We start from the raw sequence: 19,962 nt of genomic DNA, 5'->3' as shown, positions 1-19,962 counted from the left end.
ATCAAATATGAAAATCACCGAGGATATGGTTGACTATATCTCCCAGCTCTCCCGGCTCCAGCTGCCGGCGGAGGAGAAAACCGCCATGACGGCGGAGCTGGAGCGCATCGTGGCCTATATGGATGTGCTCAACACCCTGGATACCACCGATGTGGAGCCTCTGAGCCACATTTTCCCCCTGAAAAACGTGCTGCGCTCCGATCAGGTGGTACCGTCCTACGACCGGGAGACCCTGCTGGCAGGGTCTCCCGCCGGGGACGGCGAGACCTTCCTGGTCCCCAAGGCGGTAGAGTGAGGTAGAACACATGGAACTGTATGAACTGACTGCCCTGGAGCTGGCAGAAAAGCTCCGCTCCGGCGAGGTGTCCCAGCAGGAGGCGGTGGAGGCCGCCCTCTCCCGCATCCATGCCGCCCAACCGGATAACAACGCCTTTGTGACGGTGGACGGCCCCGCCTTCCAGGCGGCCGATCTGTCCGCCTCCCCCCTGGCCGGGGTACCCATGGCCTACAAGGACAACATCTGCACCAAAGGGGTGGCCACCACCTGCGCCTCCAAAATTCTGGAGGGCTTCGTGCCCTGCTATGATGCCACGGTGGTGGAGCGTTTGAGTGCCGCCGGGGCGGTGTCCATGGGCAAGCTGAATATGGACGAGTTCGCCATGGGCTCCACCTCCGAGACCTCCCACTACGGCCCCGTGAAAAACCCCTGGGATCTCACCCGGGCGGCGGGCGGCTCCTCCGGCGGCGCCGCCGCCGCCGTGGCAGCCGGTGAGGTGTGGTACGCCATCGGCTCGGACACCGGCGGCTCCATCCGCCAGCCCGCCGCCTACTGCGGCGTCACCGGTATGAAGCCCACCTACGGCACCGTGTCCCGGTACGGCCTCATCGCCTACGCCTCCTCCCTGGACCAGATGGGCCCCATCGCCCGGTCCGCCGCCGACTGTGCGGCGGTGCTGGACCTGATTCAGGGCAAGGACCCCCGGGACGGCACCAGCCTGGACGCCCCCGCCGGGGGACTGCTGGCCTCCCTCGCCGGCGACCTGAAGGGCAAGAAGATCGGCCTGCCGGTGGACTGCTTCGGCGAGGGCCTGGACCCCGAGGTGCGGGCCGCCGTGCTGGCCGCCGCCGAGGTGCTCAAGGCCCGCGGGGCCACGGTGGAAGAATTTGCCCTGCCGGTGATGGAGTACGTGGTGCCCACCTACTATATCATCGCCGCCGCCGAGGCCTCCTCCAACCTGTCCCGGTTTGACGGCGTGAAGTACGGCTGGCGGGCAGAGGGTTATGAGGATCTCACCGACCTCTACTGCAAGACCCGCACCCAGGGCTTTGGCTCCGAGGTAAAGCGGCGCATCCTGCTGGGCACCTTCGTGCTGTCCTCCGGCTATTACGACGCCTACTATAAAAAGGCCCTCCAGGTGAAGGCGGTCATCAAGAAGGCCTTTGACGAGGCCTTTACCAAGTATGACCTGCTCCTCACTCCGGTGGCCCCCACCACCGCCCCCAAGCTGGGCGAGAGCCTCACCGACCCTCTGAAAATGTACCTCAGCGACATCTACACCGTGTCGGTGAACCTGGCCGGCCTGCCCGCCCTGTCCATGCCCTGCGGCTTTGACGGCAAGGGCATGCCCATCGGCGCCCAGCTTATCGGTCCCGCTTTGGGTGACGGCGCGGTGCTCAACGCCGCCCACGCCTTCCAGCTGGAGACTGACTGGAACAAGAAAAGCCCCAAAGGAGGCGACGTCCAATGACCTGGGAAACTGTAATCGGTCTGGAGACCCATGTGGAGCTGGCCACCAAGACCAAGATTTTCTGCTCCTGCACCACCCAATTCGGCGGCGCGCCCAACACCCACTGCTGTCCGGTATGTACCGGTATGCCGGGCACCCTGCCGGTGCTCAACGAAAAGGTGCTGGAATTTGCGGTAAAGGCCGGTCTGGCCCTGAACTGTGAGATCAGCCGGGTCAGCCGCTTTGACCGGAAGAACTATTTCTATCCCGACCTGCCCAAGGCCTATCAGATCTCCCAGCTCTACCTGCCCATCTGCCACGACGGCAAAGTGGACATTGGGGAAGGCAAGACCGTGCGCATCCACGAGCTGCACATGGAGGAGGACGCAGGCAAACTGGTCCACGACCCCTGGCTGGACCAGACCCGGGCGGACTACAACCGCTGCGGCGTGCCCCTGATCGAGATCGTCACCGAGCCCGACTTCCGCTCGGCGGAGGAGGTCATTGCCTACCTGGAGAAGCTGCGCTCCACCCTGCAATACCTGGGCGTGTCTGACTGCAAGATGCAGGAGGGCTCCCTGCGGTGCGACGTAAACCTGTCGGTGCGCCCCGCCGGCTCAGAAGAGTTCGGCACCCGCACCGAGATGAAGAACCTGAACTCCTTTAAGGCCATCTCCCGGGCCATCGCCTACGAGGCCCGGCGGCAGATTGAGCTCATTGAGGAGGGCAAGCGGGTGGTCCAGGAGACCCGGCGGTGGGACGAGAACAAGGATGCCACCTACGCCATGCGCTCCAAAGAGAACGCCCAGGACTACCGCTACTTCCCCGAGCCGGACATCCCGCCCCTGGAGCTGTCCGACGAATATATCGAGGGGCTCCGGGCCGCCCAGCCCGAGCTGGCGGAGGCCAAGCGGGCCCGCTATCAGGCCGACTGGGGTCTGCCCGCCTATGACACGGAGATGATCACCAGCCAAAAGGCCCTGGCCGACTTTTTTGAGGAAGTGGTGGCTCTGGGGGCCGATCCCAAGCAGGCCTCCAACTGGATCATGGGTCAGGTGCTGGGCCAGCTGTCCGCCCACGGCCTGGAGGCCAAGGATATGCGCCTGACGCCCCCCACTCTGGCTAAACTCATAGCTCTGGTGGCAAAGGGCAAGCTCAACCGCAACACCGCCGTCAAGGTCTTTGAGGCGGTCTTTGCCGACGACGGCGACGTGGATGCCTATATTAAGGAGCACGGTCTGGAGCAGGTGTCCGACGCCGGACTGGTGACCGCCGTGGTGGAGCAGGTGCTCTCCGCCAACCAGAAGTCGGTGGAGGACTTCAAGTCGGGCAAGGAAAAGGCCTTCGGCTTTCTGGTGGGCCAGGTCATGCGCCAGCTCAAGGGCCAGGCCGCCCCGGCGGTGGTCAACCAGGTGCTGCGGGAGAAGCTGTCCCAGTCGTTTTCCCCCACGCCTTGACATTTTTCTATCCTTCTGTTATGCTCTTATCCACAAATTAAATCTGTGCATGACGTCGGTCACCGGATCGGCGATAAAACGTGCCTGAGTATATTCCGTAGGTCTTTGAAGGAATATACTCAGGCACGTTTTTTGTTTGCACAGCACACCTGGGAGGAGCGGACATGGTACGTACCTTTTTCAAATACATCTCCCTCAACATGCTGGGGGCCCTGGGCCTGTCGGGCTATATCATGGCGGACACCTTCTTTGTAGCCAACCGACTGGGGGCGGACGGACTGGCGGCCCTCAATCTGGCCATTCCCATTTTCGGGCTCATCAACGGGCTGGGTGTTCTGCTGGGGATCGGCGGGGCCACCCGCTATTCCATTTGCCGGTATCAGGGGGATGAGCCCCGGGCCAACCGCACTTTTACCCTGTCCTTGCTCACCGGGTTGGGGCTGGGGATCATTTTAGCGCTGCTGGGCGGCTTCTGCGCCCGACCCCTTGCCCTGGTGCTGGGAGGCAACGCCGATACCCTGCCCCTGTGCACCATTTACCTGCGTACGGTGCTTCTCTTCTCTCCCTGCTTCCTGCTCAATCATGTAATGGTGTGCTTTGTCCGCAACGACGGCAATCCAAAGCTGGCCATGGCCGCCATGCTTACCGGCAGTCTGGCCAACATTGCCCTTGACTACCTCTTCCTCTATCCTCTCCACATGGGCATCTTCGGTGCGGCTCTGGCCACCGGCATCGCCCCGGTGATCGGTCTGTGTCTCTGCTCCCTTCACATCCTCACCGGCCGCAGCCAATTCCGCCTGGCCCGCCCTGCACAAGTGCCCCGGGCCCTGGCCGACACAGCCGGTCTGGGCAGCGCCGCCTTTCTCAATGAGTTTACCGGCTGCATGGTGCTGGCCCTGTACAACACTCTGATGCTCCAGGCTGCCGGTACCATTGGGGTGGCGGCCTACGGCATCGTGGCCAATCTGGCCCTGATGGCCCTGGCTTTGTTCACCGGCCTGTCCCAGGGCGCCCAGCCCCTCATCAGCCAGTCCTACGGTCGGGGAGAGCAGCATGCCGTCCGTCAGCTCTGCCGCCTGGCCCTGCTGGTATCCTGTCTGGTGGGACTGGCACTGGCCCTGATCGCCCAGCTTTGGGCGGAGCCTCTGGCGGCTTTGTTCAACCGGGACGGCGACCCGGAGCTGGCCCGGCTGGCGGTAAACGGCCTGCGGCTCTACTTCTGGGGTTTTCTCTTTGCAGGGCCCAACATCATCGCCGCTTCCTTTCTGGGGGCGGTGGAACAGCCCCGGGCCTCCTTCCTGCTCTCCCTCTTCCGGGGCGGCGTGGGTATCGCCATTCTGGTCCTTCTGCTGGCCTGGGTGCTGGGGGTCACCGGAATCTGGCTTGCCTTCCCGGTCACAGAAGCCCTCACACTGCTGCTGTGCCTGAGCGCCAGCCGCAAGGTACTGTCCGTCCCCTGAACAGCAAAAGACCGCCTCCCGGCCAATGGCCGGAAGGCGGTCTTATTTGCGATTCAGATACCGGTGGCGTCAGAGGAAATGGAAGCGCGCTCCTGTGCGATATTCAGAGCGTGGTCGCCGATCCGCTCAAAGTCGGTCAGCAGCTCGGAGAAAATGATACAGGCCTCATCGGAACAGGCCCCCTTGCGCATCCGCTTGAGCTGATTGCGGCGGTAGGCTTCCGTCATATCGTCGATCCGCTGCTCCAGAGCAGACACCTTGGTCAGCCACTTGGTGGGATCGGTAACCTCCTGTCCCAGCAGATCCAACGCCTCCAGACTCACCTGCTCCATCTGCCGGATCTCCTCTTGAGCATCAGGGGAGAAATGGATATCCTTATCATGCATCATCTGGGTATATTCGCAGATATTCATGGCGTGATCACCGATGCGCTCAATGTTGCCGGTGATCTTGAAGTAGGCGCTGACGGCGGTGGAATCCTGCTCGTTGGTCTCATGAACGATGACCTGGGAGATGTACTGGGAGATCTCCTTGTTCAGATAGTCCAGATAGTCCTCGGTGGCCTCGGCGCCCTCCATCTTCTTGGGGTCAACATCCAGCACCGCCTGGAAGCAGGTGGCGATGTTGTCCCGGGCCATGCCCAGCATGCGGTTGAGCTCCTGCCGCAGCTGGGTAATGTACATGGCGGAAAAGCCGATGGGATGCTCCTGCTTGGTGTGGGTGGGATTGGGCACCAGATAGGCCAGGTGCATACCCTCTTCCCCGCTCTCCCGCCGGTCAGGCAGAATGTGCATAGCCAGCTTCACCAGTTTATTGCCGAAGGGCAGCAGCAGGATGGTGGTGACAATGTTAAACAAGGTGTGCATGTTGGCGATCTGAGCCGCCGGGCTGTCAGGCGTCAGATTCACCATGAAGTCGGTCAGGGGGGTCAGAATGCAGACGGCGGTAAAGAGCACCGTGCCGAACAGATTGAACATCAGGTGAATCACGGTGGTGCGCTTGGCGTTGCGGCTGGTGCCAATGGAGGCCAGCACAGCGGTGATACAGGTACCAATGTTCTGACCGAACAGGACGAACACGGCGCTGTCAAGGCCGATGACGCCGCTAGCCGCCAGGGCCTGCAGAATGCCGACGGAGGCGGAGGAGGACTGGATAAGCGCGGTGAAGAGGGTGCCCACCAGAATACCGAGCAGGGGGTTGGAGAAGGTGCTGACGATCTCCACAAAGGCGGGCCACTCCCGCAGGGGTTCCATGGAGGAGCTCATCATCTCCATGCCGATGAAGAGCACACCCAGGCCGGCCAGGATATTGCCGTAGTGGTGGATCTGGGGCTTTTTCAGGAACACCACCATGGCCACACCCACAAAGGCAAAGAGGGGAGCCATAGCGCCCACGTCCAGGGCGATGAGCTGTCCGGTGATGGTGGTACCGATGTTGGCGCCCATGATGATCCAAACGGCCTGCCGCAGGGTCATCATACCGGAGTTGACAAAGCCCACCACCATGACTGTGGTGGCGGAGGAGGATTGGATCACCGCGGTGATCACTGCGCCCACCAGGACGCCCAGGAAACGGTTTGAAGTCAGTCGCTCAAGGATACGCTTCATACGGTTGCCGGCGGCGGCCTCCAGGCCGGAGCTCATCATCTGCATACCGTAGAGGAACAAGGCCAGGCCGCCCAGCAGCCCCAGAAGGATACTCATCTCTTCCACGTCTTTACCCTCGTCTTTACAATATTTTTTCTGATTCTTGACATAGTCCTGTCTAAGTATATCGAATGTAAAGTGCTCCGTCAATGGGATTTTGTACGAAGTTTCGACCGCTTTTTCCCCCGCTTCCGGCAGGCTTTCCAGACTATTTTATGGAATTTTAATGCCCCTTTGGTTGCCTTTTCGTCCGCTTTAGGCTATACTACCCTTACCGGTGCCATCCTGTCCCGGCAAAAATGTCGAAACTGCCTAAAGGAGATACGTTCATGGAACAACAACCGGCCAAAAAGGCCCGCGGCCCGAAAAGCAGAGGCGGAAAGCTCGCCATCTGCCTGCTCATTACCGCCGTCATCGGACTGATTTATTTTTATGTGGCTCTGCCCCCCATCAATCTGCAGTCGGGCGACTTCTATACCTTTATTGCCCTGCTGTGCGTGGTCTATGTGCTGTGCTCCCTGGTCACCTCGGGCATGGATCTGGTGCGCGGTGGGAGCGGCCCCAAGGAGTTCTTTCGATTCATCAAGGCCCGCTGCCTGCCGGTGGGCATTCTGTTTCTGGCGCTGATCGCGGTGGCCGTGGTGGGCACCCTGATCTCCCTGCCCATCTTCCGGGCCGGGGCCTATCGGGATCTGCTGACGGTGGAGGACGGCAACTTTGCCGCCGACATCACCGAGATCTCCTTCAATGAGATCCCCACCCTGGACGAATCCTCTGCCGAATACCTCAGCGACCGTCAGATGGGTACCCTCAGCGACATGGTCAGCCAGTTTGAGTACTCCTTTGACTCCACCCAGATCAACTATCAGGGCCGTCCCGTCCGGGTTGCCCCCATCGCCTACGCCGACCTGATCAAGTGGTTCACCAACCGGGGCAACGGTCTGCCCGCCTATGTGATGGTGGACATGGTCACCCAGGAGGCTACCGTGGTCCGGCTGGAGGAGGGCATGAAGTACTCCTTCTCCGAGCCTCTGAACCGCAACATCGAGCGCCACCTGCGCTTCAACTATCCCACCTTTATCTTCGGCACTCCCCAGTTTGAGATCAACGAGGAGGGCCGTCCCTACTGGATCGCCCCCCGCATTGTCAAGACCATCGGCCTCTTCGGCGGCGCGGACATCAAGGGCGCAGTACTGGTGGATGCCATTACCGGTCATTGCACCTATTATGAACTGGCCGACATCCCCACCTGGGTGGATAATGTATTTACTCCTGAGCTGATTATGGAGCAGTATAACTACCACGGCACCCTGGTCAACGGCTTTATCAACTCCATCTTTGGTCAGCGGGATGTGACCATCACCACCGACGGCTCCAACTATATCGCCCTCAACGACGACGTATATATGTACACCGGCGTCACCTCCGCCAACGCGGACCAGTCCAACCTGGGCTTCCTGCTGTCCAACCAGCGCACCAAGGAGACCAAGTTCTACTCCGCCCCCGGCGCCACGGAGGCGGCAGCCAAGGCCTCCGCCGAAGGCGTGGTTCAGGACCTGAAGTACACCGCCACCTTCCCCCTGCTGCTCAACATCGCCGGGGAGCCCACCTACTTCATTCCCCTGAAGGACGCCACCAATCTGGTGAAGAGCTACGCCATGGTGAACGTGGCCCAGTATCAGGTGGTGGCCACCGGTTCCACCGTCTCGGAGTGCGAGCAGAAGTATATTCAGATGCTGGCCAACAAGGGCATCACCTCTGAGGAGGAACTGCCCCGCACCGAGGTCTCCGGCATCATTACCGACATTCGCTCGGCGGTGATGGACGGCAACTCCTATTACTTCATCCAGCTGGAGGGCGATCCCACCTACTACTCCATCTCCGCCGCCCAGAATCCCCTGGCCGTTATCCTTAACGTAGGCGACCAGGTGACCATCCAGCACACTCCCGCCGTGGAGGGTCAGAGTTCCTCCATTCTGGACGGCAGCTCCGTCACCCTGGATGGCTCCGCCCAACCCGCCCCCTCCCCCATGGTCACTCCTGCACCTGAGGAGGAAACTACCGCGGAAGCCCAGCCCTCTCCCGAACCTGCAGAATAATATCTATTTATAAAAGGAACGCGCTGCCCAGGCAGCGCGTTCCTTTTCTTTATGTCTGTGCCCGCTTCCAACTCTTCAGCAGCGCCAGCGCCTCAGGCGACAGCAGCAGCAGGGTAAACAGGTTGGGCAGGGCCATCAGGCCGTTGAAGATATCCGCCAGCTCCCACACCGACGTAACGTCAGCCACGCTTCCCCACACCAGGGCCCACAGGAAAATAATGCGGTAGATTCCCCGCCAGCGGTTGGAGCCGCTGAGATACTCCAGCCCCCGCTCGCCGTAATAGCAGCACCCCAGCAGGGAAGTAAAGGCGAAGAGCAGCAGACTCACCGACACAAAAATTTCCCCAAAAGGGCCGAACACGGTGGAAAACCCGGCGGCAGACAGGGGGGCTCCCAGCATATTGGGCTCTACCGTTCCACTTTGAATGGCGGCAAGAGCCTGTTCCGGCTGATAGACACCGGTGGTCAGGATCACCAGCGCGGTAATGGAGCACACCACGATGGTGGCCACAAACACTTCAAAAATGCCCCACATACCTTGCTCCGCCGGCTCTCTGGTGTCGGCGGCGGCATGGGCGATAGAAGAGGAGCCCATGCCCGCCTCATTGGTGAACACGCCCCGGGCCACACCGTAGCGCAGGGCAGCCGCCATGCCGTAGCCCGCGCCGCCTCCCAGGGCCGCCTTGGGGGTGAGGGCCCCCTCTACGATCTGGACCATAGCACCGGGCAGGGCGTCGGCATTGCACACCAGCACCGCCACTCCGCCCCCTACAAAAAGCAGGGCCATACAGGGCACCAGAGTCTCGCTGACCCTGCCGATGCGGCCGATGCCTCCCACAATGACGACCCCGGTGAGCAGAGCTGTCACGATGCCCACCGCCAGCCGGTCCCAGCCGAAGCTGGCCCACAGGGCGGAGGAGATGGAGTTGGCCTGCACCATATTGCCGCCCCCCAGGGAGGCGCCCACACAGCACAGGGAAAAGAGGGTGGCCAGGGTGCGGCTTCCCAGTCCCTTTTCCATATAGCACATAGGTCCACCCTGCCAGCGGCCCTTCTCGTCCTTCTCCCGGTAGCGCACCGCCAGAGTCTTTTCCACGCATCCGGTCATCATGCCCAGAAAGGCGGACACCCACATCCAGAACACCGCCCCCGGCCCACCGTAGAAAATGGCGGTGGCCACCCCGGCGATGGAGCCGGTGCCGATGGTGGCGGCCAGGGCGGTGGACATGGCCTGGAGCCGGGTCAGCCCCTGTCCGCTCCCCGGCCTGTCCTTCCGTCCCAGGGCTCCCAGCGTGGTCCGAAGCCACAGGCGGCAGTGAAACACCTGAAAAAAGCCGGTCCGCACCGACAAATATAATCCTGTCACCAAAAACAGGCCCAGCAGCCACGGGTTCCAAATCAGGTCGGCCAGCCGTTCCAGTCCCGTCATATCCGCACCCCCTTGTCCAAGAGGTATGCGGGAGGGGGCTGATCCATACCTGGATCTTGTCCCCCCTTCCGGGTCTCAGAGCAGCTGCACCCCCATCAGCGGCACCAGATCTGCCGCCTGTCCGGGATTGATGCGCAGTCCCCGCAGCTCCTGAAGGCTCTCCGACACGGTGATGCCTTCGATCTGGCAGTCGGACAGATCCAGACCCTTCAGCGGGGTACGGAAAAAGTCCACCCTTTGAAAGCTGGTATGGTGGGGTTCCATGCCTCCCACCCGGGCCTCCGCCATGGCGGCCTCCCGCAGATCGCAGTCGGTCAGGGTGCTGCGGGTCCACTGGGATTTGGAAAAATTGCCGTACCGGAAGGTACTGCCTGTCAAAGCGCAGTCCTTCCAGCGGCTGGAGATGAATTTGCCGCCCTCCCCCTTACAGTCTGAGATGCTGCTTTTGTTCCATACGGTGTCCAGAAAGCTGCAGTTGGAAAAATCGCAGCCCTCAAATACCGTCTCATAAAAACTTGCTTTGGAAAAATCGCACCGCTCAAACCGGCATTTATGAAACCGGACCCGGGTATACTCCAGATGGGACAGATCCAGCCCGGAGAGCTGTTCGCCCTCCACGGTCAGATCCTCCAGGTCCCGCTCCTCGGTCCTGGCCCGGTGCAGCTGTTGTTCCAGCATAGGTATCCCTCCTTACGGACCGCCGGGCCCTGGATCTCCGCCCGGCGCTCCCCTTATGTTATACTCCTTTTTACGCCTTTTGAATAGAGAAAAACACACCCGGCTTCCGGGGGGCTCCCCGGCCGCCGGGCGTGTATGGATGCTTACCGCTCCTTCTGCTGCAGCTGCAGCCGGTCGGCGATCATGGCAATAAACTCCGAGTTGGTGGGCTTTCCCTTGGCGTTGGAGACGGTGTAGCCGAAGTATTTCTGCAGCGTCTCCAGATCACCCCGGTCCCAGGCCACCTCGATGGCGTGGCGGATGGCCCGCTCCACCCGGGAGGCGGTGGTCCCAAACCGCTTGGCCACCTCCGGATAGAGGATCTTGGTCACCGCGTTGATCACGTCCATGTCCCCCACCGCAATGATAATGGCCTCCCGCAAATACTGATAGCCTTTGATATGGGCAGGCACACCGATTTCATGGATAATACTTGTCACCACATTTTCCAGCTTGACGGCCCGTTCCTCCCCGTTCTCCGCCTCCTCCGTATCCCGGAGGGCGGCCAGCTGACGGACCCGTTCCGCCACCGCGGTAAGCCGGCAGGGTTTGAGCATATAGTAGTCCGCCCCGGTGGCAACGGCCAGTTCGGCCACACTGCCCCGGGCAAAGCCGGAGAGCACCAGCACTCTGGGCCGCTCCTCCAGTTTGGCCAGCCTCTGGAGCACCTCCACGCCGTCCATCTGGGCCAGCACCAGGTCCATCACCAGCACATCGGGGACAGCGCTCTCTGCCAGCCGCAGGGTCTCTTCTCCATCCCCCGTGGTTCCCACTACCTCAATCCCGGCCTCCGACTCCAGCTGTTCCACCAGGACGCGGCGAAATTCCTCGCCCGCATCCGCTACCAGGACCTTGATTCTCCGTTCCAACATTGACACCCTTTCCAGCAGGCTCCCCTGCTCTGCATTTCTGACTGGCCAAGTCTGTTTACCGGTTGGCTATAATTTACCATAATCAGACAGCAAGCGCAAGGGTTTTGCTGGTAATTTCTGGCTATTTCTCTTCGACTTCGTTCGACTTTTCCCCGGAAATTCCGACGGCGTACTCTGCACTTCTCTCCTTTCTCCTCCTTTTTCAGCAAAAAGAGCGCCGGGAGCGGCCCTCCGCTCCCGGCAAAATTTGGATTAGTTTTCCAGTTTTGCAGCTTCCTCCGCCTGGATCAGCATGTTCTCTGCCAGAATGCCGTAGCCCTGAACGGGATCATTGACCAGAACGTGGGTCACTGCCCCTACCAGCTTGCCGTCCTGGAGGATGGGTGAGCCGCTCATGCCCTGCACAATGCCGCCGGTGGTCTCCAGCAAGCGGGGATCGGTGACTTTCAGCATCAGATTGCGGGTATCTCCCTCTTTTTCGGGAAAGATACGAGTGATCTCCACCGTATACTCCTCCACCTGGTCACCGTTTACGTTGGAACGGATGACCGCCGGACCGGTCTTGACCTCGCTGCGTTTGGCTACCGGCACCGGTTCCAGGCCCCCGGTCAGGCTCTGGCTGCTGAGTTGTCCAAACACACCGCTGCCGGTATTGGCCCACAGGGCACCCAGATCGGTGTCCGTCTGGAAGGTACCGTGGAGTTCTCCGGGCATGCCTTTGACCCCCTTCTGCACATCCGTCACCTCGGAGTACAGAATGGAGCCCGACTGCATGGGCATAAGCCTGGCCGTGTCCACGTCATTGATTCCGTGACCCAGGGCCCCGAACAGGCCGGTCTCCGGGTCACAGAAGGTCATGGTACCGATGCCGGCCATGGAGTCACGAATCCAGGCGCCCAGTTTATACTGGCCGTCAGCGCTGCACTGGGCTGCCTGGGCGGTAAACTGGACCTCCTGATCGTCCCGAACCGCCCGAATGCTCATGGTCTGTCCGCCCACCTCCTGGAGGACGGACTGGACCTCCTCAATGCTGTCCACCTCCTCCCGGTTGATGTGGGTGATGATGTCGCCCTCCTTCAGCCCGCAGTCACGGGCGGGAGTCTGACGGCCCTGCGTGGTGGTTACCTCTCCGAAGCCTACCACCATGACGCCGTCGGAAAACAGCTTGATCCCCACGGTGCGGCCCATGGGGATCACCTCCCGCCGCTCCTCTGCTGCGCCTGCCGGCTGGAACCATGCCATGCAGCTCATCAGCACCGCCGCGGCCAGGAGCATTCCCACCCAGGGCTTGATCTTTGGTTCCTCCTTTGGCATTTCGTTGTACACACTCCTTTCCCAAAAGCCGGCGCCTTTTGCGCCTGTTTTTAATATGGACTGCTTCCAACAAAACACGCTGGCAATGAAATGTTCCTTTGGCTTGGGCATCTCTCCCACTGGGCCTCCGGCGGGCCTTCCGGTTTTTATGCCCGCTGTTTTCTCCCGCTTTTTCCTTGCTTTTACCGCCGGCGCTGCTGTGGTATTTTTTTCTTTGAAAGGCATATCTTAGCCATTAGAAAATGGAAGGGAGTGTCCGCCATGCCGCGCCTGAACAAGACCGAACTCATCCTTCTGGCCGCTGCCACCGTGGCCGGAGCCTGTCTGCATTTCCTCTATACCCTTCTTCCCTGCATTGCTACCGCCCTGGTGGCTCCGGTCCGGGAGAGCCTTTGGGAGCATGTCAAACTGCTCTACTGGCCTGCTCTGGTGGCCGGACTGGTACTCCAGCGGAAGGGACCGGCCCTGCCGGGACAGCGCGCTTTCTCCCTGCTGGTATCCACGGCGGGCATGCTGGTCATCGGATATGTATACCATATCTGTTTTCAGGGAGAATCCCTCTTTTTTGACATTGCTCTGTATGTGCTGATGATGGTACTGTCCTTCCTGCTGCCCCACATGCTGCGTTCGCCCTTCTGGCAGGAGCATCAGGGACTGTGGGTACTGCTGGTGCTGGTACTGGGGGCGGCTACCCTGCTCTTTACCTTTCTGCCCCCCGGCGGGCTGCTCTTTACCGACCTCTCAGGCACCCCCACCTGGGTGACCCTTCCCTGCTGAAGCCGCCACATTTTAGGCTTAACCGTCAATTTTTAACAAAATTTTTCCTGCATTTTACGCAAGATGCACAGTATTTTTCCATCTTTCCCCTGTTCCCCTCTTGTATTTTTGTTTCCGTTTTGTTACCATTAGGATATCCAATGTGCATCCCTGCACGATCGGGAAACAATGGAAGGAAAGGTGGAATGTTTGTATGAAAAAACACACACGCAAAGTCCTGTCCCTGTTTCTGACCCTGTCCATGGCGGGCAGCCTCTGTGTCCCTGCCATGGCCGCCGATGAGACCTCCGGAGAGGGCGCAGCAAACGACGTAGTGGTGCTCCACACCAATGACGTCCACGGTGCCATCGGCAGCTACGCTAAAGTAGCCGCGCTGAAGGCCCAGTACGAAGCTGAAGGTACCGACGTGATCCTGGTGGATGCCGGCGACTTCATTCAGGGCGACCCTACCGTCAGCATCTCTCAGGGTGCCAATGCTGTCGAACTGATGAACATGGTCGGCTATGATCTGGCCGTCCCTGGCAACCACGAATTCGACTATGGCTATGAGAACCTCAAGACCCTCAGCGAAAGCGCCGAGTTCCCCATCCTTGCCGCTAATGTGACCAGCAACGGCAGCGCCGCTTTTGCCGACTCCTACGTCCTCGAAACTGATTCCGGCACCAAGGTCGGCTTTGTGGGTGTCACCACCCCCGAAACCGCCACCAAGGCTCACCCCGCCAAGATCGCCGGTCTCACCTTTGATGCCGGAGATAAGATGTTTGCTGATGTCCAGGCCTCTGTAGATAAGTTGGAGGCTGACGGCTGCGACTACATCGTGTGTGTGGGCCATCTGGGAATTGACGAGGAGAGTACCGGGAACCGCTCCGTCGACCTTCTGGCCAAGGTAGACGGAATTGATGTCTTCATCGATGGCCACTCCCACTCCACTCAGGAAGATATTCTGGCTGTCACCGACGGCACTGGTAAGGTGGGCGATACCGTCCTCACCTCCACCGGTACCGAGTTGGAGAATATCGGTGTGGTCACTCTGTCTGACGGCTCTGCCTCTGCGGAATCTGTCAAGGTCGCCGATCTGACTGCCGAGGATGAGGCCATCGCTGCCCGCGCCGCTGAGATCACCGCACAGGTGGAAGCGGACTACGGCACCGTCTTTGCCAAGACTGAGGTCCTCCTCAACGGCGACAAGGACCCCGGCAACCGCACTCAGGAAACCAACCTGGGCGATCTGATCACTGACGCCCTTATGTGGGGCGCCGCCCGCGAGGGTGAGACCATCGATGCCGCTGTGACCAACGGCGGCGGTATCCGGGCTCCCATTCAGGTCGGTGACGTGACCAAGAAGGACGTCAATACCGTTCTGCCCTTTGGCAACACCCTGAGCATCGTGAAGGTTACCGGCGCTGAACTGCTGGAGGTTCTGGAAGCCTCTACTTACTGCACGCCTGCCGCTGTGGGCGGCTTCCCCCAGGTTTCCGGTATCATCTTTACCGTGGATACGACCAAACCCTATGACCAGGGCGAGGCTTATCCCAAAACCACCTACTACGCCCCCGCCTCCATCCAGAGAGTAACCATTGAGTCTGTGGGTGGAAAACCCTTTGACCCCAATGCAGTATATACCATCGCCACCAATGACTTTATGGCCGCAGGCGGTGACACTTATTATGCATTCAAGACTGCTTCCGCCAACTATGATCTGGGGCTGCCTATGGACGAGGTCCTGATGGATTACATCACCGATGAGCTGGGCGGCGTGATCACCGCTGATCAGTACGGTCAGCCGGACGGCCGCATCACCATTCTGACCGCCGCTGCCGCTGAGAACGCCACCCGCGGCGAGGTGTACCAGGCTCTGTACGAGCTGGCCGGCAAGCCCGCAGGAGCGGACAAGGCCACCTTTGCCGACGTGGAGGGCAAGGACTACGCCGACGCCGCCGCCTGGGCCGAGGACAACGGCCTGACCAACGGCAGCGGCAACGGTCTCTTCGAGGGCGACCGGGCCATTACCCGTGCCGAGCTGGCCACCGCTCTGGGCCGCTATGCGTCCCTCACCGGCGTCACCGTGGAGGAGGGCGGCATGTCCATGCAGGAGGCCGCCGACTACGACCGGATCCCCGCCTGGGCTCTGGAGGGTATGTCCTTCTGCTACTACGGCCAGCTGATGACCGCTGACAGCAACGGCGCCCTCAATCCCGGCGGCACCGTGCTGACCACCGAGCTGGATCAGATCCTCACCGCCTTTGGCGCTCTGAATGTGGCCGAGGCCGCCTGAGTCCTGTTTCCCAATACGCAAATAAGGAGGGCGTGCTGACGCACGCCCTCCTTATTTGTCGGCAAAACTCAGCCCTGGGCCTGTTTCAGGGCCTGGGCCAGCTGATCCGGGCAGGAAGTGGCCTTGAAGCCGCAGCGGATACCCTCCAGTCTGCGGATGGCCTCCTCCACCTTCATGCCTTCAACCAGACGGGAGATGCCCTGAAGGTTGCCGTTGCAGCCTCCCTGGACCTGCAGGGACTGGATGACGCCGTCCTCCACGTTCACCTGCATTCTCTGGGAGCAGACTCCCCTGGGCCGATAGTCGATGGTCATGGTACCTCTCTCCTTTGCTGTTCCCTGTTAACGGGGCAAATCATACCATACTTTCGACAGGATTGCAATTCTTTATACCCCTGTGGTATAATTACTCCAGTTGTTTCCCCGCTTTTCCGAGGGAAGGAGGTGTGTCCATTGGCTCCCAGCACAAAGCTTGCCCTGGCCAATTCCCTCAAGCATCTGCTTCAAAAAAAGTTTCTGGACGATATCACGGTCAAGGAGATCGTGGAGGACTGTGAAGTCAACCGCCAGACTTTCTACTATCACTTCCAGGATATCTACGATCTGCTCCACTGGTTTCTGGAGCATGAGACCGCTGAGGCCCTGCAGGACGCAGCTTCCTGGCAGGACGCGCTGATGGACGCATTCCGGTACATCCAGACCAACCACGCTCTGATCTACCATATCTATCGCTCCGGCGGCAGAGAGCATCTGGACTGCCAGCTGTTCACCATGTCCCGCGCCCTCATCGCCCGGCTTCTGGAGCAAGCCTCCGACGGCCTGGCGCTCTCCGAACAGGATCAGGACTTTTTAACAGATTTCTATATGTACGCCCTGGCCGGCACCATGCTGGGCTGGCTGGCGGATGACATGAAGGAGGAGCCCGCCCAGCTGGCCGCCCGCATCACTTTTCTGCTGGAGGGGGAATTCCAGCGGGTGGCCCAACGCTTCTCCTCCTTTTCCGATCACAAGACAGAAACTCCCCGGTAGCGTCCCTGTGGACGTCATGCCGGGGAGTTTTGTTGTCATATTTTTTGTTTGTATGCTCATAATTTCTATCCAACTTGACGATTGACTTATTCAACAAATTTCCCTACTATTTATAGTACATTTTCACAACTCCAGAGAGAGGAGAGGTCTGTACGAATTACCATTTTTTGTTTGAGATCGCGGTCATTCTGCTCAGCACCAAGGTCCTGGGTATCGTGACCAAGCGGTTTGCCCTGCCTCAGGTGGTGGGCGCGCTGCTGGCCGGCCTGCTGCTGGGCCCCGCCATGCTGGGCGTGCTGCAGGAGACCACCCTGATGGACCAGCTGGCGGAGCTGGGCGTCATCGTCCTGATGTTCAACGCCGGTCTGGAGACCGATCTGGGCGAGCTGAAGAAGGCCGGCCGTTCCGCTTTTGTCATCGCCCTCATCGGCGTGCTGGTCCCCCTGGCCGGTGGCTTTGTGCTGGCCTCCCTGTTCAACCAGGGGAGCGAGGCCTTCCTGCAGAACGTCTTCATCGGCGTGATCCTCACCGCCACCTCGGTCAGCATCACCGTGGAGACCCTGAAGGAGATTGGCAAGCTCTCCACCCGCTCGGGCAACGCCATCCTGGGCGCGGCCATCATCGACGACGTGCTGGGCATCGTGGCCCTCACCATCATCACCAGCCTGTCGGGCACCGGCGCCAATGTACTGCTGGTGCTGGTGAAGATCGCCGCCTTCTTCGCCATCAGCGTGGTGGTGTGGATCCTGCTCCACCGGCTGGTGGAGTGGTGGTTCAAGCGGTATGACCGGGATAAGCGCCGCTTTGTGGTCATTTCCTTCGCCTTCTGCCTGCTGTACGCCTATCTGGCGGAGGAGCTCTTCGGCGTGGCCGACATCACCGGCGCCTACATCGCCGGACTGATCTTTGCCAAGACCCCCCGGGTCACCTATCTGCAGGATCGGTTCGACACCCTCTCCTACACCCTGCTCTCCCCCATCTTCTTTGCCAGCATCGGCCTGAAGGTGGTGCTGCCCCAGATGAGCGGGACTATCGTTCTCTTCTCCGTCCTGCTGATCCTGTGGTCGGTCGTCTCCAAGATCCTGGGCTGCGGCCTGGGCTCCAAGCTGTGCGGCTACTCCAATCAGGACTCCCTGCGCATCGGCGTGGGTATGATCTCCCGCGGCGAGGTTGCCCTGATCGTGGCCAACAACGGCATCGCCGCCGGACTGATGAAGGACGAATTCTTCGGTCCTGTGGTGCTGATGGTCATTGCCACCACCATTCTGACCCCCATCCTGCTGAAGGTAGTCTATCACGGCAAGGAGAAGGACTACAGCGACCTGCAGGAGAGCGAGCTGGTCAACCGCTACGAGGACGCCGCAGCCTTCGACCTGGCTACCCAGGCCCTGTTGGAGGACCACGAGCGTCTGCGCAACAACGCCTCCGGCAAGTCCTGATGCCGGAAACCCTATACAGTCAAAACACGGACCGGCAGATTTTCCTGCCGGTCCGTGTTTTTTAATCTGTATCATCAAGCCTGCTGGCCGAAGAAGTGCTCCATGTCCTCCTCCACGGTGCCGATCCCGGCGATACCGAAGCTGTCCACCAGCACCTTGGCCACATTGGGGCTGAGGAAGGCGGGGAGGGTGGGTCCCAGGTGGATGTTCTTCACCCCCAGGTAGAGCAGGGCCAGCAGTACAATGACCGCCTTCTGCTCATACCAGGCAATGTTGTACACAATGGGCAGGTCGTTGATGTCCTCCAGGCCGAAGACCTCCTTCAGCTTGAGGGCAATGACCGCCAGGGAGTAGGAGTCGTTGCACTGGCCGGCGTCCAGCACCCGGGGAATGCCGCCGATATCCCCCAGATCCAGCTTGTTGTACTTGTACTTGGCGCACCCAGCGGTGAGGATCACCGTGTCATGGGGCAGGGCCGTGGCAAACTCGGTGTAGTAATCCCGGCTCTTGGCCCGGCCGTCGCAGCCCGCCATGACCACGAACTTTTTGATGGCGCCGGATTTCACCGCCTCCACCACCTTGTCCGCCAGGGCCAGCACCTGGGCGTGGGCAAAGCCGCCTACGATCTCGCCGGTCTCCAGCTCCTGAGGGGGCACACACTTCTTGGCGTGCTCAATGAGGGCGGAGAAGTCCTTCTTCTCTCCGATCTCACCGGGAATATGCTTGCAGCCGGGGAAGCCCGCCGCGCCGGTGGTGTACAGCCGGTCCTTGTAGCTGTCCTTGGGGGGCACGATGCAGTTGGTGGTCATGAGGATGGGGCCGTGGAAGGCCTCGAACTCCTCCTTCTGCTTCCACCAGGCGTTGCCGTAGTTGCCCACAAAGTTAGGGTACTTCTTAAAGGCGGGATAGTAGTGGGCGGGCAGCATCTCGGAGTGGGTATACACGTCCACCCCGGTACCCTGGGTCTGCTCCAGCAGCATCTCCAGATCCCGCAGATCGTGGCCGGACACCAGGATACCCGGGTTCTTGCCCACGCCGATGTTGACCTTGGTGATCTCCGGGTTGCCGTAGGCCCCGGTGTTGGCCTTGTCCAGCAGGGCCATGCCGGAGACGCCGTACTTTCCGGTCTCCAGGGTGAGGGCCACCAGGTCGTCGGCGGTCAGGCTTTCATCCAGGGTGGCCGCCAGAGCCTTCTGAAGGAAGGCGTCCACCTCGCCGTCGTCCTGCATCAGGGCATTGGCGTGCTTGGAGTAGGCGGACAGGCCCTTCAGACCGTAGGTGATGAGCTCCCGCAGAGAGCGGATATCCTCGTTTTCGGTAGAAAGCACGCCCACTGTCTTGGCCTTGACCTCCCAATCGCCGGAGCCGTCCCACAGGGCGGCCTGGGGCAGTTTACCGGGCTCCTTCACCTGAGCCAGCAGCTTCTCCCGCACCGCCAGTGTCTCCCGGATGCGGGCCTCAATGGCTTCCTTGTCAAAGTTGGCGTTGGTGATGGTGGTGAACAGGTTGAGGGTGATCAGGTGGTTGACTGCTGTCTCCACCGCAGACCCCTGCTCCCGCATGGCGGTGGTCACAGCGGACAGGCCCTTTGTCACATAAACCAGCAGATCCTGCATAGCGGCCACGTCAGGCTGTTTGCCGCATACGCCCACCCGGGTGCAGCCCTTGCAGCCGGCGGTCTCCTGACACTGATAGCAAAACATGTTGTGTTCCATGGATATT

16 protein-coding genes are annotated in these 19,962 nt (G+C 60.6%); 9 read left to right on the top strand and 7 right to left on the bottom strand.

Annotated elements, in window-relative coordinates; genetic code table 11:
• Window positions 1–7 precede the first annotated feature (7 nt).
• The 4 genes from gatC (at window position 8) to B5G34_RS04790 (ending at window position 4,644) form a co-directional block, all read left to right on the top strand.
• A complete protein-coding gene (gene gatC, locus B5G34_RS04805) occupies window positions 8–295 on the top strand; it encodes an Asp-tRNA(Asn)/Glu-tRNA(Gln) amidotransferase subunit GatC (protein ID WP_087334766.1) in 288 nt (95 codons plus the stop codon).
• Window positions 296–305: 10 nt separating this feature from the next.
• Window positions 306–1,748 carry an Asp-tRNA(Asn)/Glu-tRNA(Gln) amidotransferase subunit GatA gene (gatA, locus tag B5G34_RS04800; protein WP_087334764.1) on the top strand — a complete coding sequence of 481 codons (1,443 nt, stop codon included), beginning with the start codon at window positions 306–308 and terminating at the stop codon, window positions 1,746–1,748.
• Window positions 1,745–3,184 carry an Asp-tRNA(Asn)/Glu-tRNA(Gln) amidotransferase subunit GatB gene (gene gatB / locus B5G34_RS04795; protein ID WP_087334763.1) on the top strand — a complete coding sequence of 480 codons (1,440 nt, stop codon included), beginning with the start codon at window positions 1,745–1,747 and terminating at the stop codon, window positions 3,182–3,184. The genes gatA and gatB overlap by 4 nt, the downstream gene beginning before the upstream one ends.
• Window positions 3,185–3,348: 164 nt before the next feature.
• A complete protein-coding gene (locus B5G34_RS04790) occupies window positions 3,349–4,644 on the top strand; it encodes an MATE family efflux transporter (RefSeq protein ID WP_087334761.1) in 1,296 nt (431 codons plus the stop codon).
• A gap of 53 nt (window positions 4,645–4,697) precedes the next feature.
• On the opposite strand, the gene B5G34_RS04785 is transcribed toward B5G34_RS04790, so the two are convergent.
• Window positions 4,698–6,347, bottom strand: coding sequence for a Na/Pi cotransporter family protein (locus B5G34_RS04785; protein WP_087334880.1), 1,650 nt, complete (start codon window positions 6,345–6,347; stop codon window positions 4,698–4,700).
• Window positions 6,348–6,619: 272 nt separating this feature from the next.
• Between B5G34_RS04785 and B5G34_RS04780 the strand changes: the two genes are divergently transcribed.
• Complete coding sequence (locus B5G34_RS04780; protein WP_242956839.1) at window positions 6,620–8,389, top strand: CvpA family protein; 1,770 nt, start codon at window positions 6,620–6,622, stop codon at window positions 8,387–8,389.
• A gap of 49 nt (window positions 8,390–8,438) precedes the next feature.
• Here the strand turns inward: B5G34_RS04780 and B5G34_RS04775 are convergent, their stop codons facing one another.
• From B5G34_RS04775 to spoIVB, 4 genes are all read right to left on the bottom strand, one after another.
• A complete protein-coding gene (locus B5G34_RS04775) occupies window positions 8,439–9,818 on the bottom strand; it encodes a sodium:alanine symporter family protein (protein WP_087334760.1) in 1,380 nt (459 codons plus the stop codon).
• A 75-nt stretch (window positions 9,819–9,893) separates the two neighbouring features.
• Entirely contained in the window at window positions 9,894–10,496 is a 603-nt protein-coding gene (locus B5G34_RS04770) for a pentapeptide repeat-containing protein (RefSeq protein WP_087334758.1), read from the bottom strand.
• Window positions 10,497–10,639: 143 nt separating this feature from the next.
• Window positions 10,640–11,407 carry a sporulation transcription factor Spo0A gene (gene spo0A / locus B5G34_RS04765; protein WP_087334756.1) on the bottom strand — a complete coding sequence of 256 codons (768 nt, stop codon included), beginning with the start codon at window positions 11,405–11,407 and terminating at the stop codon, window positions 10,640–10,642.
• Window positions 11,408–11,659: 252 nt separating this feature from the next.
• Window positions 11,660–12,721, bottom strand: a complete 1,062-nt coding sequence (gene spoIVB / locus B5G34_RS04760) for a SpoIVB peptidase (RefSeq protein WP_087334754.1) — start codon at window positions 12,719–12,721, stop codon at window positions 11,660–11,662.
• A gap of 261 nt (window positions 12,722–12,982) precedes the next feature.
• On the opposite strand from spoIVB, the gene B5G34_RS04755 reads away from it, so the two are divergent.
• Together B5G34_RS04755 and B5G34_RS04750 are read left to right on the top strand one after the other, a co-directional pair.
• A complete protein-coding gene (locus B5G34_RS04755; protein WP_087334752.1) occupies window positions 12,983–13,498 on the top strand; it encodes a DUF6512 family protein in 516 nt (171 codons plus the stop codon).
• A 193-nt stretch (window positions 13,499–13,691) separates the two neighbouring features.
• Window positions 13,692–15,773: a 5'-nucleotidase C-terminal domain-containing protein gene (locus B5G34_RS04750; protein ID WP_087334750.1), complete on the top strand. Its 2,082-nt coding sequence runs from the start codon at window positions 13,692–13,694 to the stop codon at window positions 15,771–15,773.
• Window positions 15,774–15,841: 68 nt separating this feature from the next.
• On the opposite strand, the gene B5G34_RS04745 is transcribed toward B5G34_RS04750, so the two are convergent.
• The gene (locus B5G34_RS04745; RefSeq protein ID WP_087334748.1) at window positions 15,842–16,087 is read right to left on the bottom strand and encodes a TIGR03905 family TSCPD domain-containing protein; all 246 of its coding nucleotides are present in this window, start codon (window positions 16,085–16,087) and stop codon (window positions 15,842–15,844) included.
• A gap of 138 nt (window positions 16,088–16,225) precedes the next feature.
• Here B5G34_RS04745 and B5G34_RS04740 point away from each other — a divergent pair, with 138 nt between their 5' ends.
• Both B5G34_RS04740 and B5G34_RS04735 read left to right on the top strand, forming a co-directional pair.
• A complete protein-coding gene (locus B5G34_RS04740; protein ID WP_242956837.1) occupies window positions 16,226–16,801 on the top strand; it encodes a TetR-like C-terminal domain-containing protein in 576 nt (191 codons plus the stop codon).
• Between the two features lie 167 nt (window positions 16,802–16,968).
• The gene (locus B5G34_RS04735; RefSeq protein ID WP_242956836.1) at window positions 16,969–18,240 is read left to right on the top strand and encodes a cation:proton antiporter; all 1,272 of its coding nucleotides are present in this window, start codon (window positions 16,969–16,971) and stop codon (window positions 18,238–18,240) included.
• Window positions 18,241–18,314: 74 nt separating this feature from the next.
• Here the strand turns inward: B5G34_RS04735 and hcp are convergent, their stop codons facing one another.
• Complete coding sequence (gene hcp / locus B5G34_RS04730; RefSeq protein ID WP_087334742.1) at window positions 18,315–19,955, bottom strand: hydroxylamine reductase; 1,641 nt, start codon at window positions 19,953–19,955, stop codon at window positions 18,315–18,317.
• Window positions 19,956–19,962: the final 7 nt, after the last annotated feature.

It is taken from the genome of Flavonifractor sp. An82 (genome assembly GCF_002159265.1).
Lineage (GTDB): Bacteria > Bacillota > Clostridia > Oscillospirales > Oscillospiraceae > Flavonifractor.
The sequence above is the reverse complement of the archived record's forward strand: the minus strand, read 5'-3'. Positions and strand labels throughout refer to the sequence as shown.

Excerpts from the sequence above, each read along its gene's own strand:
- gatC (WP_087334766.1), top strand. The coding sequence starts at position 8 with ATGAAAATCACCGAGGATATGGTTGACTATATCTCCCAGCTCTCCCGG.
- gatA (WP_087334764.1), top strand. The coding sequence starts at position 306 with ATGGAACTGTATGAACTGACTGCCCTGGAGCTGGCAGAAAAGCTCCGC.
- gatB (WP_087334763.1), top strand. The coding sequence starts at position 1,745 with ATGACCTGGGAAACTGTAATCGGTCTGGAGACCCATGTGGAGCTGGCC.
- B5G34_RS04790 (WP_087334761.1), top strand. The coding sequence starts at position 3,349 with ATGGTACGTACCTTTTTCAAATACATCTCCCTCAACATGCTGGGGGCC.
- B5G34_RS04785 (WP_087334880.1), bottom strand. The coding sequence starts at position 6,347 with ATGAGTATCCTTCTGGGGCTGCTGGGCGGCCTGGCCTTGTTCCTCTAC.
- B5G34_RS04780 (WP_242956839.1), top strand. The coding sequence starts at position 6,620 with ATGGAACAACAACCGGCCAAAAAGGCCCGCGGCCCGAAAAGCAGAGGC.
- B5G34_RS04775 (WP_087334760.1), bottom strand. The coding sequence starts at position 9,818 with ATGACGGGACTGGAACGGCTGGCCGACCTGATTTGGAACCCGTGGCTG.
- B5G34_RS04770 (WP_087334758.1), bottom strand. The coding sequence starts at position 10,496 with ATGCTGGAACAACAGCTGCACCGGGCCAGGACCGAGGAGCGGGACCTG.
- spo0A (WP_087334756.1), bottom strand. The coding sequence starts at position 11,407 with ATGTTGGAACGGAGAATCAAGGTCCTGGTAGCGGATGCGGGCGAGGAA.
- spoIVB (WP_087334754.1), bottom strand. The coding sequence starts at position 12,721 with ATGCCAAAGGAGGAACCAAAGATCAAGCCCTGGGTGGGAATGCTCCTG.
- B5G34_RS04755 (WP_087334752.1), top strand. The coding sequence starts at position 12,983 with ATGCCGCGCCTGAACAAGACCGAACTCATCCTTCTGGCCGCTGCCACC.
- B5G34_RS04750 (WP_087334750.1), top strand. The coding sequence starts at position 13,692 with ATGAAAAAACACACACGCAAAGTCCTGTCCCTGTTTCTGACCCTGTCC.
- B5G34_RS04745 (WP_087334748.1), bottom strand. The coding sequence starts at position 16,087 with ATGACCATCGACTATCGGCCCAGGGGAGTCTGCTCCCAGAGAATGCAG.
- hcp (WP_087334742.1), bottom strand. The coding sequence starts at position 19,955 with ATGGAACACAACATGTTTTGCTATCAGTGTCAGGAGACCGCCGGCTGC.